Genomic DNA, 12,990 nt, shown 5'->3' with positions numbered 1-12,990 from the left:
ATCGTCGAACGAACGATCTCGTGGATCGGCAACTTCCGTCGACTGGTCGTGCGGTACGAACATCACTCGTGGATTTACCAAGCCTTCATACATGTAGCGTGCGGGCTCATTTGTTTACGTAGGTTTTGAAACAGCCTCTAGCGTTGTGTCTGTCCATTCACTTCCCATAACCCAACGCCTCCAGATTCTTCCGGATCGCCTTGTCCAGCTTCTTCGCCTCTTCCATCTGCTGGTACAACGTCGCCGTCAGGTCATTCATCTTGGTTTCAAACGGGATGCCGTCGTCTTCGATCGCCGCCGCGCCGACGTAACGACCAGGCGTCAGGACGTAGTCGTTGGCCTGGATGTCGGCCAGGGTCGCGCTTTTGCAAAAACCGGGCTGGTCCTGGTACGCGCCATCTTTCGATTCGCCCCGCCAGGCGTGATAGGTCCGAGCGATCTCGGCGATGTCGGCTTCGGTCAACTCTTTATGCGTCCGGTCGACCATGGTGCCATGGTTCCGAGCGTCGATGAACAGCGTTTCGCCCACGCGGTCGCGCTGGTTCAGTTCGCTATGCCCTTTCACCTGACGGGCACTTTTGCTCTTGGTTAAAAACCAGAGGCAGACCGGGATCTGCGTCGTGTAAAACAGCTGCCCCGGCAGCGCGATCATGCAATCGACCAAATCGTTTTCGATGATCTTCTGCCGAATGGCCCCTTCTCCGCTGGTGCTGGTCGACATCGAACCATTGGCCAGCACAAACCCCGCCACGCCACTTTCGGACAGCTTACTGATCATGTGCAGGATCCAGCCGTAGTTGGCATTGCCGGCTGGTGGCACGTCGTAACCGCTCCAGCGCGGATCGTCGGTCAGCTCGTCCGCGCCGCGCCACGCTTTCAAGTTGAACGGCGGATTGGCCAGGATATAGTCGGCCTTCAAGTCAGGATGCTGATCCTTGAAAAAGGTATCGGCCGGGACTTCCCCCAGGTTGGCCGAGATGCCGCGAATGGCCAGGTTCATTTTGGCCAGCTTGTACGTCGTGCTGGTTTGCTCCTGCCCATAGATGGAGATGTCTTTCTGGTTGCCGCTGTGGCTGGTGATAAACTTCACCGACTGCACAAACATGCCGCCACTGCCGCAGCAAGGGTCGTAGATCTTGCCGCTGTAAGGCTCGATCATTTCGGCCAACAGATTGACCACGCACTTGGGCGTATAGAACTCGCCCCCACCTTTTCCTTCGGTCGCGGCGAACTTGCCCAGAAAGTACTCGTAGACCCGCCCAACGATATCTTGTTCCGATTCTTCCTGCTCGTCGGCCACCGTGTCGATGTTGTTGATGCTGTCGATCAGGGCCGCGAGCTTGGCCACGTCGATCCCCATCCGCGAGAAATAGTTATCCGGCAGGGCTCCCTTGAGGGAAGGATTGCTCTTTTCGACCGCATGCAGGGCCGTGTCGATGCGAACGGCGATGTCGTCTTGCTTGGCCTGTTTAACGATGGTCGACCAGCGCGAGTCTTCCGGCAGGTAGAAGACGTTCTGCATGGTGTAGAACTCGACCATGTCGACGTAGTTGGCTTTGCCTTCGGCGACCAATTCGGCCCGACGTTTCTCGAACCGGTCGCTGACGAATTTCAAAAAGATCAGCGAGAGCACGACATGCTTGTACTCGGAAGACTCGACCGTGCCGCGTAGCTTGTCGGCGGTGTCCCAAAGGGTTTGTTCGAAGGACTTCTTCGCTTTGGTTTCTTTCTTCTGGGGCTTGGGAGTCTTGGGGGTGGAGTCTTTTGTCTTGGTCGATTTCTTGGCCATGGATGTCTATCGAGAACAAGGTGTCAGCGTCGTGTGCGTCGCAGAGGAATCTACGCAGGGTACCAAATTGGTGGTATTGTAGCACGATCCTAGCAGGGTCTGCTGAGGCAAACGAAGGTCAGAAAAGCCTTTCGCCAGTGGGCCTTTCAAGCCGTATCGTTTGGAGAATCTGTTCCCGTCAGGCTGTTAACCCAAGACGCCTACGAATGAGAGAGCGAGAGAGTCTCTCCGCTGAACGTGGCAGATTGCCATGTGTCGTCGCCAGCGGGCGACCGGCAGAGAACCCACCAAGACACAAGTTCTTACCAGATAACCCCAAACGAAAAAACGCCCAGAGCGTTCACTCTCGGCGTTGTTCGTTAACTGGATTGTCGGCGGAAATTCCGCGGCAAAGAAAGGCTCCCTGTTCAGAACCCTGCTAGTGAGAGTTCTCTGTTGCGGAATTATTGCTATCCGATACCGGGGAAAAGGTTTAGCAATTCGGCGTAGTCTTCAGGTGAAGCCTGAGAGAACTGATCCCTTTTCTGAATTGTGGAGGGATGGTTTTGCACCCCGAACGGAACCCGCGCAACTCGAGAATATTTCCTATCCGTAATCCCCTATCAAATCGTCGGGTTCGGTTAGCAATTCCGCGAATTTCTAAGCCTGTGTAGGCGAGGCGTCGCGGTACAAAAAAATGCCACACCTTGTTTCTCCAGATTATCTTAGCTTTTTGCATCCGTGCGCGAGATTTTCCAGCCGCTATTGCTTCTCCTGGCGAAGTCCATAGAAAAACATCTTCGATACGATGTCGATTTCCTCAAGGCCGAGTATACCCCAGCCAGCTGGCACCCAAGTGGAAAACCCCGCTGCGGAAGGAAGAACGCGAACGACCTCTCAAGCTTGGCCGAGTCCTGGGGCCAGCGATTCGCCAACTAATTACGATCGTCAGCTACTGGACTTTTGTAAGTTAGGTTCGCACTGCTGAGCGCAGCCCGATCGTTCTTGAGGGCAGGGATGTCGATTCTGGCAGCACCGCTAGAATTCCCGAGCCAATATCCATATTCTCGTCCGCCGAGTCCTCAGAAAGCACGGCTATCCCCCTGACTTGGAAGCGGAAGCGACGAAACTGGTTCTGGAGCAGGCGGAGGCTTTGTGCTCGGGGTGGGGTTCTTCAAGGTGAAGTGTGATTGCAATGTTGCTGGCGATTTGGACTTCGTTGTTGGTCGCGAAGCAAACCTCTCGCTCAACAAGCTAAGCCCAACCCGCGTGGTTGACATTCTGCAAGAAGCAATGTGCGATCGGCTGTCAGGCCACTGCCGCACGGAACTCGACTTCAGGGCCTGCCTGAAAGCGGATGAGTCGAATCGAACAACAGAAACAAAGCCGAAGCTATCCAAGGAAGAAACAACGACCCAGTTGCGGCCCACCGGACGTGACGACCGCGACAAAACAGTAAATCGCTCGGGCAAGAGAGTTCCTGTAGAATCGTTACCAGCGTTGAGTGGCACCCTGGCGTGACAACCAAGACTTCGATTGCTTCGGCTGTTATGGGTTATTCTTCCTTGAAGTTAATCATCTTTCAAAAATTCTACGACATGCTCATGTTGGCACGTTTGCGCCATATCTTTCAAACGCTCCTTAGGCAAATTAGCCCTACTAAAGTAAACAGCCGAATATGACGCTAACAATAAACGGTCTGACGCGAGACCACGCAATGCATCCACTTTGTTTCCATTAAGTAGCATGTCAAGTCCCAAGATATGTTCGGATGCGGTAGACGTAGTCTTTGCAAAATATTCTTTGACTGCAAGCAACTGAGATTCAGTGGCGAGGGATGAAAGCCTCATCGCGCGCTTTGCTAGTGCCTTGTCATGATTTCCAAGGCAATTCAGGACTATTTGAAAACAGCTCGAATTTTGTCCTACCGAACAAACCGCCACAATGTCAAGAGCGTCCCACATGACATCCGGAGACGGATCAGATTCTAGTAGATTCAAAACGTATGGCAAAAGGATACATGCCTCGCCCCCCATTTCAGAGGCAACAAATACCCCACATCTCTGAACATATTCATTCTCATTTGAAAGCAGGGGAATGAGTGTTGTGATGTCCTCACCTCCAAAATAACATTTCAATAGAGATGTAGCTCCACCGTTGGAATAGTAAAACTCTTTAGGATTTGTGGTGAGATTTTCGAGAAGTTGGCGTGTATAGGGCTTCATGACTAAAATCCCAAGCCTTCGAGGTACTTTTCAATGGACTTGATCAAATCCTGCTCAGCCGTAATGCGATCACTATGGCCAGGATCTGCACCCTTCTCAATAGTCTTTCTTATTCGCTCTCCGACACTTTTCCTGAGCTGCTCAGCAAGTAGTTCGAGTTCATCAGCATCAAATTTGCTGAGGTCTTTGGGATGAGGTAGCTCTCCATGGACTTTTCCAGTACCGTCAAGTGACGGCAATGAATCCCCCTGCTGACTACTTAGATTCTGCGTTAGCGCTTGCAGATCAGCCGCAAGGTCAGACGAAAAACGGTCGATTTCCGACGCAATAGGAGAATAGGGATTATAACATGCAGCGGCAAAATAAGCAGCTCCAATTAGTAAGACCCCGCCAATCGCCTGTTGTGGTGTGATGGCAGTAGTTGTCGCTACAGTGCAAGTTTGGTTTGGCGATTTTACTTCGGCGATCTCTTTTCTAAATCGCGCAATTCTCTCCTTTAATTGATTTTTTAGCTTCTGTAGCTCGGGTGTTGTACCCCATATGTCGATTGCCTTTTCGATGTCGCTTAGCCGCTCACTTAACTTAAGGATCGCCTCAGTAGCTGGATTCGTGGGTACTTTCGGCGGATTGCCGAAAGTGACGGCATTTCCACTTGGATCCGCGAAATGCAGAACACTGTTCCCTGCGTACCTCGATAAGTTTTCATCCCCCGCCTCAAAACCAAGCGGATCCTCCCCAGTCCAACGCCCGACCGCAGCATCGTAGTAACGTGCCCGGTTGTATTGGAGGTCGCTCTCCCCGTCTCGTTCTCTTCCAGTGAACGCGAACAAGAAGTCAATCGAGGAGTTTGTCTCCGAGGTGATGTTGCCATAGGCTTCGTAGGCCAGGTGGTTCTGGACCGTGGTGGTATCCGTTCCGCTGTCGTAGTCGACCACATCACGCACCGTGCCCAGGTGGTCGGTTAGTGCCCACAGAACATCTCCCGCAGAAGCCGTGCTGGTAACCTCTTCGCTGGCCAGGATCTGGTCGACGTTGGCTCCGTAGAGGTAGCGGTCGGTAAGGTCTTCGGCTTCGTCGAAGCGGAGGAGCATGTGATCTCCGGCGGCGCCTCGTTCTTCTCGCAGGCCGTCGTAGATGTAGATTTCTTCGATGGCGGTGCCAGCACCGGCTCCGTCGGCGTCGATTGTTTTGACGATGCGGCGATTGAAGATGTCGTAGGTGTAGTCAACCTCGTGGGCGACTGTGCCGCCGCTGGTTTTGCTGGTGATGCTCACCAGGCGGTTGCGGTAGTCCCAGGTGTACTCGATCACTTCACCGGTACTGATGTTCGTCTTGGTGAGGCGATTTCCTTCGTCATCGTACGTATAGTTGAACGCCCCATCCGACAAAAGCTGGTTGTTGTCGCCGGTGCTGTACCCGCCGCCGGTTCGGTTGCCGTTTTCGTCGTAGGTGTACGACTCATCGCCAGTTGTGCCAGTGCGATCGGCGCCGGTTAACTGGTCGGTGTCGTCGTAGCTGTAGTCGGCATCTTCAGCGGAGTGACCATAGACCGAGAACGCGGTCAGGCGGTTGCCTTCGTCGTAGGCGTAAGTGTACCCGGCCAGCGTGCTGGAACTGCCGTCGGTGTGCGTGATGCTGGTGATCTGATCGGCGTTGTCGTAGCCGTAGGTGGTGGTGGCGACCAGGTCCGTCCCGGCTAGGTCGGCGTAGCGAGTGATCGAGGTAAACTGCCCCTTGTCCTCGGCATCGTAAGCGAAGTCGACTCGCTTTTCGGCGACCGCGTTGCCGCCGACCTGGCCACCTTGGGTGACCTGGGTCATGCGGTTGTAGTAGTCGTAGGCGTAGTTGTTTACCAGGTCGTCAGTGCCGTCGATCTCGGCGGCAAGGCTCGTGCGGCGGCCGAGGGCATCGTATGCTTCTTCGATCATCACGTCGAAACCAAGAGCAGCCAGGTCGTGCTCCGTACTGATGTTACGGCCGAGGTTATCGTAGGTGAACGTGTAGGTCGCCTGCGAATCACTCGCTTCAGTTAGTTGCGATGCGGCGTCATAAGCGTAGCTGAGTGTTTCGACAACGGTTGCCCCGTCCATCCATTTTTCGGCGGTCCGGCGCCGCAGGTTGTCGTACTCGTAAGTAGTCACGCGGCCGTTGCGATCGGTGTATTCGACCACGTTTCCAGCGGCATCGTATTCGTAGCTTCGCGTATCGTTCAGCTCATTCGTGTTGGTGAGCATCCGGTTGAGCTTGTCGTACGTCCAGGTCGTCGTATTCTCTTCCGGATCGGTCAGCGTCAGACGGTTGCCGTTGGCGTCGTACGTGTATTCGGTCTCACCTCCTTCGGCGTCGGTTGTCTTGATCAGGCGGCCGAGGTTGTCGTATGCGTAGCTGGTTGAATTGCCGAGGCGATTCGTTTCGGTCAGCGTGCGACCGACCGCGTCGTACGTATAAACGGTCCAGGCCGCCAACGCGCTGCCCACGCCATCCGGATCTGGCATCGTCATTTTAGTGATGCGGCCCAGGTCGTCGTAGTCATACGAAGTGGTGCCGTCGAGGGTGGTCATGCTGACCATGTCCCCCTCGTCGTCGTAGGTGTAAGTCGTGGTCGGCGCCGAGAGTGGCCCGGCCCCATCGGGATCAGGTTCGGTGATCGATACCTGGCGACCGAGGGCGTCGTACGTGTAGGTCGTGGTGCCGGTCGGATCGGTCATCGTGGCGATCTGGCCAGCGGTGTTGTACGTATAACTGACCGCCTGCGAAGCGGCATCGGTCACGCTGGCCAGTTGCCCGTCGGCATTGTAGACATAAGTGGTCACCGGCGCGGTGAGTGCTCCCGCACCATCCGGGTCAGGCAGGGTCACCGTCAGTTGACGCCCTATATTGTCGTAGGTGTAACTGGTCGTGCGGCCGAGCGGATCGGTCGTGCTGAGCAACTGGCCTGCGGCGTCGTAGCTGTAGGTGGTCTCAGGGGCGGTCAACGCTCCCGCGCCGTCGGGATCGGGCAGCGTCACCTTTACCTGGCGACCGAGGTTATCGTACTGGTACGTCGTCTCGTTCCCCAGTTCGTCGGTCATACTGATTAGCTGCCCTGCGGCGTCGTACTCGTACGAGACCTCCGGCGACGTCAACGCTCCAGCCCCATCCGGATCGGCGTAGATGATCTTCGTTTGACGCCCCAGGTCGTCGTATTCATAGGTCGTCATGCCGCCGTTGGGATCAGTCACGCTGACCTGCTGGCCGAATTCATCGTAAGCGTACAACGTCTCCGGCGAAGTGAGTGCACCCGCCCCGTCGGGATCAGGCGAAATGACCTTCACGACTCGGTTCAGGGCATCGTATTCATACGTCGTTACATAGCCCCGAGCATCAGTTTCTGTCAGAACATTGCCTGCGTCGTCGTAAGTGGTGCTTGTCGATGGCGCGGACTGCGATCCGGCCCCATCTGGATCGGGCAAGGTGGTACTCGTGCGACGGCGACGATTGTCGTAGGTGTACGAGGTGGTTCCCTTCGGCGTCGCGACCGAAGCGACTTGGCCGGAAGCGGTGTACGAATAGGTCGTCACCAAGGCGATCAAAGCACCGGCACCATCAGGATCTGCCGTGGTAATCGTTTCGAGGCGATTGAGTTCATCGTAGGTATAAGTGGTGGTGCCGAGCGGCGTGGTTTCGGCAAGCAGATTGCCTTCGTGGTCGTACGAGTACGAGGTCGTCACGCCGTCAAAGTCGGTCATGCTCACAATTTGCCCGAACTCATCGTACGCAGTGGTACTGACCAGCGACTCAAGCGTGCCAACACCGTCCGGGTCTGGTAGCGTGACTGAGACTTCGCGCCCCAGGTTGTCGTATTCGTAGGTGGTGACGTTGCCCAGCGGATCGGCAATGGTCAGTACCTGACCGGCGTCGTTGTAGGTGTAGCTGGTCACCGGCGAACTTTGCGGCCCAGCGCCATCGGGATCGGCCTCGGTGATCGACGTGAGCAGGCCATCGGTATAGCCGTAAGTCGTCACATTACCCAGCGGATCGGTGATCGTGAGAACGTTGCCATCGCTGTCGTAAGTGTAGGAAGTGACCGGGGCAGTCAGCGAACCGGCTCCGTCCGGATCGGCTTCGGTGACCGAGGTGACCTGGCCTTTGGTGTTGTAGGCGTAAGTGGTGGTGTTACCGTTGATTGATTCGGTGGCGACAAGGTCGAAATCGTTGTAGGTATAGGTGATGACCGTGGCGACTTGTGCCCCCGCCCCGTCTGGATCGGCGGATGTCACCGACGTAACTCGATCGAAGTTGTCGTAGGTGTAGGTCGTAACATTGCCCAGTTCATCGGTTTCCGTGAGCATGTTGCCAGCAGCGTCGTAGGTGGCCGAAATGGTTGCTTCGTCAGCCGTGCCCACTGCATAGGTAGCCGAGGTGAGGTTCCCGTCGACATCGTATCCGAACTCGGTGACGACACCGTCCGCTTCAGTTATCGATTCAACCAAGCCGATCGGCGGATCGGTCACCCAGAAGGGGGCATCGGTGTAGGTGTAGCTAGTGGTCAGGTCGTCTGTTTCGAGGTTCATTGCGTCATCGATTTCTCCGATGACATACGTTTCACTCAGAAGCCACTGGTTCGTGGCATCGTAGGTGTAGAGGGTGATATTGCCGTTGGCATCGGTGTACTTGATCGGCTCATTCCAGGTGGCGTGATACTCCCACGTTCGCACCGAATCGTCCGGGAGCGTCTCGGTCAGCATGTTGCCGCGCGAATCGTAGGTGTATTCGTAGACCGCGGCTTCCAGCGGCCCAGCACCGTCCGGGTCAGGCTCGGTGATTTTGGTGACATAGCCTGCGGCGTTGCGGTCGTAGGTCGTAATGTTGCCTTCCCCATCTTTCACCGCCAGCAGATTGCCTTTTCGGTCGGTCTTGTAATAGGTGGTAACTCCATTGGTCGTCATCTCGCCCCAGGTATCCGCTGCCAGGGTTAGCGAGGCGGGATTCATCGACGTGCCTGTTCCCGAGGCTGGAAGGTTTCGGTAGGCATAATTTTTGTATTCCGTCGAGCTACCATCCGGCGAGATGGTTTCGATCAAAGCCCCCGAAGAATCGCGGACGTACTGAATCGTTTCGCCGTTCGACTTGGCGATTGAACTGACCCTGCCGGTGCTGTCGTAGCTGTAGGTTTTGACGATCGGAGCCAGGCTGCCAGCCCCGTCCGGGTCAGGCGACGTGATCGTTTCAATTCGGTCGTTGGCATCGTACGTATAGGAGGTAACCCGTCCCAGCTCATCCGTAACCGTAGCCAGCATGCCAGAGGCATAGCCATAGCTAACAGTCTGGCCACCCGGCCTAGTGATGCTAGAAATTTCATCCGCGACCGAATCGCCATCGCCGTCAGTGTAGCTGTAAGAGGTTTCGCGGCCACTTTTATCCTTCTTCGTAATCGCAAGCCCGGCACTGTTGAAGGTGTAGGCCTCACCTTCTTGATTCGTCAGGGTGTAGGTGCTGCTGCCAGCATCCCATGTCAATTGGCTGTAAGGATCATTCGCAGCCGAGTACGTACCGTCTAAATTATCGAGGAAGTGAGCCAGATTCCCATTGCCCAGGTCAAGCAGTTTCCCATCAGCAGTCGTGGTGAGCTTGGCAAGATCTTCTACCACGCCATTGCCAAGAGCGTCGTTCGGCTTCGAGACCAGGAGTTCGCCATTGAACTCAAAATTGTTGACCGATGCATCGAAGGACGTGCTGCTGAGAGTTGCCGTGTAGTTGTAGGCCCCGGTTGCTAGGCCTGAGGTGTTAAACACATGTGAGAAAGGAACAGTAATCGGCCCGGAGGAAGGCAGTCCATCCAGCGAGAAATACGTGGTCTCAGTTGCTCCTCCCGCAAGCTGCCAATCTATCTGCACAATGCTGCCAGATGGCCTGGAACCGGTAAATGTCATATTGAACGTGGCGGGCTTAGTATCGCCCATATTTTTTGCGGGTTCGCTTGCTTCCGCTGGGGCGCCTTCGCTTGAACACCCGCAATCGCAATTGCAGGTGGGAGGATTCTCGTCCGTAGGCTGGGCTTCGGCAATAGCAGGACCATTTGCGACATCGTCGCTTTCAATCGTGATGGTGCCGGTAGTGTTTAAAAAGGTCTCCGTAGAAAGAAATGTTGGAGGACCACAGTTGGTCCAATGGCCATTCAATAACTTAATTTGCATGACCTCCGGATCTTCAATGATAGAGTCGTCAGAAGCTGTTATGTATACCGTCCATGAGGTCAGGTTACTCTGGGGAATGTTGGCAATATAGCCTTCGTATTCCTCATGCCAAAAGAACCCACCGACACATGGCGAGAACGACACAGTGAAGTCACTTCCGGGTATCATGCCAGCTTGGGGCTTGAATCCGATTGATAGGTGGCCAGACGTGAAAGCCCCCCCACTTCTGGTAACAGTTACAGATGCGGTATTACCTAGATCCTCCGATATCGTCGAGTTAGTCACCGAGAGTTCAACGGTCGCTAAGAGGTTTCGTACCTCGAGAGTTTCAAGCTGCGAATTGCGTCCTCTTCCTTTGCTTCGACGCTTCCGAAGCTGGGAAGTACGTGATTTGCGATTTCGTTTCATCCGTGTAGTAATCCAAGATTTCACGTCAATTTTCCCACTAAAGCTGCAATTGGAGGAGAATAACTATGGCACGATTAGATTTGATGCATTACGGATAGCGTGCTGTTGAAAAACTCTTCGTAATGAAGTGTGAGCCCCCTGTCATCCAATAAGATGTCACGTCGACTCAATATCTGCTGGTGGATTGTCTGCTGGTAATCCATGTCGGTAACCAGCCGCTCTGCATGTTCCAGGTAGTCATCCCTGTTTCGACTAATCAACTCGGGGCATTCGATCAACCGATAAAAAAATTGTCCATAACGTTCTACCTTCAATTCCCCCGGCATGGTGACAAGCGGAAGACCAACGCTGAAAGCATCCGACGTTGTGAAACTTCCGTTGTATTGAGGGATATCAAGGATTGCGTTGCAAACCGACATAAGGCCAAGCAGATCATCGCTTGACAGGGGTGGTAAGAAGCAAATTCGATTGAACGAACTGCCAAGGTGCTGCTGAAGCCGCTGTTGAAGTTGTGCCTTTGCGTAGGGGAGGTGCCCATCCAATAAAATCACATAAGCTGAGGGGCACCGCTCAAGTAATTCTGCGAGCCACCAATCGAAATCAGGATGAAACTTTCCAAGCCGTTGTGGAATGAGGAATAGGCCTGCCTGATCGGGAAGTCCAAAGTCGGCGCGAGAAAACTTTCTCTTCGGTGGCTCCGGAGCAACACTCGCGATTAATCCTGGGAAACGCACCAGTTGTTCAGTGTAATGATCTTGGGCATGCTCGATTTCCAGTAGTTCACTACTGAAAAAGTAATCAACAGTAGGAATCCCAGTTGTCAGATGTGATCCCCAAGAAGTGCATTGAATTGGAGCAAGCCTCGCAAAAGGCAGGAAATAGCAAATTGGATCTGTTCCGATTTGCCGAAAATAAAGAACATCGCATTTTGCCTGGCTAATGACCGTCCGCATTTGATCGAATCGCGATGGTAGAGGCACCCATTCAACCAATTCTGCCGACAAACTCTTTTGACACATCTTTAGGCTCGACGCTGAGCAGAGCACTACCACCTGGAACTGCTTTCGATCAAGGCCACGTATTAGCATTCCTAGCCCACGAATCAGACTACCTTCATGTCCGTGGGTCGCTATGAATCCAATACGAGGTTTTCCAACGCCGCACTTTTTTGTTTTCTCTTGCAGAATATGAGGCGAAAAGAGGGAGGCATACTTCTCCTTGATTTCACGATTGTTCTTTCCGTGATGTGAAAGATTAAAAGGAGGGGAGAAGCCGTCATAAAATGGATCTGATAAGTCCATTCTCGCAGTAGCTGCTCGACACTCTTCAAGGCCACTAAGTAGAAGCCTGCGATATTCGTCTATCGCCGACGCCGATTTGAACACTGACGGGCAGTGCCCGAGCCACTTCCATCGCCACCACGGTTTATCTGTTTTTAGAGTACTCGCACGAAGGTAGAACTCCGATGAGGCTTGAGGGTGTCCTATCTCTCCTAAAGCTTGCCCTAGATTAATCTGGATGCCAGCGTCGTCTGGGTCCAGTGCATTCGCCTTTTTGAAGCACTCAATCGCCAAGTCTGGATTGCCCAGCTGCAATAGAGTGCTTCCAAGCTTGTTTTGTAAATCGGGACGATTGGGATTTACCGTCACCGCACGGGAAAAGATCTCACTTGCTTCAATCCACTTACCTTGATCAAGGAGCAATCTCCCAAGATTATTTAGTGCATCGACATGATTAGGATTCAGTGAAAGAGCATGCCTAAGTGAGGCTTCAGCCGAGGACCGCTTCCCCAGGCGTCCAAGTGCGATACCGAGATTGGCATGGGCATCGGGATAGTTGGCATTGAGGACTACAGCGCGATTGAGAGTAACCTGAGCTTTATCGACGTTGCCCTTTTGAAGGTAGGCGACACCAAGGTTGTTGTGGTAGATCGCACTATCGCCTCTTACTCCTATTGCGCGCTCAATGTGATCAATTGCACGGTCGATTTCCCCAAATTGCTGGTAAGTGACACCTAGCAAATGAAGGGCACCTGCATATTGCGGATCTAGCCGTAAGACCGAGTTGTATTTGTCCTGCGCATCACTTGTCTGCCCGGCTTGATGTAGTGCCACGCCCTCCTGAAAAAGACGCTGCACAATTTCTTTTTTTGAGTCCTCCGTCATATCCGTCTCGAACCTCCTGTTAACTACCCCAAAGGACCCCAATCCCAATGAGGGTGCGATACCACCTCTTTTAGAGCGAGTGCCAATCGTAGCGATTGATTGTTAGAAACAAAAGTAATTCCATTAGATTTGCACAGTTTGTGCACAAATAGATTTCGCGTTGCAGTTCGGGGAAACAGAACGACTTGACAGTGCCATTGTCTTGCAGAGGAAGACTCACCACACGTATGACTGAGAGATGGAAACTG

General features: G+C 53.8%; 5 protein-coding genes. 1 reads left to right on the top strand and 4 read right to left on the bottom strand.

Translation table 11 applies throughout. The annotated features are described in order from the left end of the window. Window positions 1-157: 157 nt before the first annotated feature. Window positions 158-1,789 carry a class I SAM-dependent DNA methyltransferase gene (locus AB1L30_RS04840; RefSeq protein WP_367012290.1) on the bottom strand — a complete coding sequence of 544 codons (1,632 nt, stop codon included), beginning with the start codon at window positions 1,787-1,789 and terminating at the stop codon, window positions 158-160. A 1,036-nt stretch (window positions 1,790-2,825) separates the two neighbouring features. On the opposite strand from AB1L30_RS04840, the gene AB1L30_RS04835 reads away from it, so the two are divergent. Further along, window positions 2,826-2,951 (top strand): type I restriction enzyme endonuclease domain-containing protein, encoded by a 126-nt coding sequence (locus AB1L30_RS04835; protein ID WP_367012293.1) that lies wholly within the window; start codon window positions 2,826-2,828, stop codon window positions 2,949-2,951. 388 nt (window positions 2,952-3,339) lie between these two features. On the opposite strand, the gene AB1L30_RS04830 is transcribed toward AB1L30_RS04835, so the two are convergent. The 3 genes from AB1L30_RS04830 to AB1L30_RS04820 form a co-directional block, all read right to left on the bottom strand. Then, window positions 3,340-3,993, bottom strand: a complete 654-nt coding sequence (locus AB1L30_RS04830; protein WP_367012289.1) for a hypothetical protein — start codon at window positions 3,991-3,993, stop codon at window positions 3,340-3,342. A gap of 2 nt (window positions 3,994-3,995) precedes the next feature. Further along, window positions 3,996-9,767: an RHS repeat-associated core domain-containing protein gene (locus AB1L30_RS04825; protein WP_367012288.1), complete on the bottom strand. Its 5,772-nt coding sequence runs from the start codon at window positions 9,765-9,767 to the stop codon at window positions 3,996-3,998. Window positions 9,768-10,651: 884 nt separating this feature from the next. After that, window positions 10,652-12,742: a tetratricopeptide repeat protein gene (locus AB1L30_RS04820; protein WP_367012287.1), complete on the bottom strand. Its 2,091-nt coding sequence runs from the start codon at window positions 12,740-12,742 to the stop codon at window positions 10,652-10,654. Between the last annotated feature and the right edge of the window lie 248 nt (window positions 12,743-12,990).

The sequence above is a fragment of the Bremerella sp. JC817 genome (assembly GCF_040718835.1).
Classification (GTDB): Bacteria; Planctomycetota; Planctomycetia; order Pirellulales; family Pirellulaceae; genus Bremerella.
This window is presented reverse-complemented; position numbering and strand designations above follow the sequence as displayed.

What these genes read in the sequence shown, in the direction of transcription:
- AB1L30_RS04820 (WP_367012287.1), bottom strand. Translation starts at nt 12,742, where the DNA reads ATGACGGAGGACTCAAAAAAAGAAATTGTGCAGCGTCTTTTTCAGGAG.
- AB1L30_RS04830 (WP_367012289.1), bottom strand. Translation starts at nt 3,993, where the DNA reads ATGAAGCCCTATACACGCCAACTTCTCGAAAATCTCACCACAAATCCT.
- AB1L30_RS04840 (WP_367012290.1), bottom strand. Translation starts at nt 1,789, where the DNA reads ATGGCCAAGAAATCGACCAAGACAAAAGACTCCACCCCCAAGACTCCC.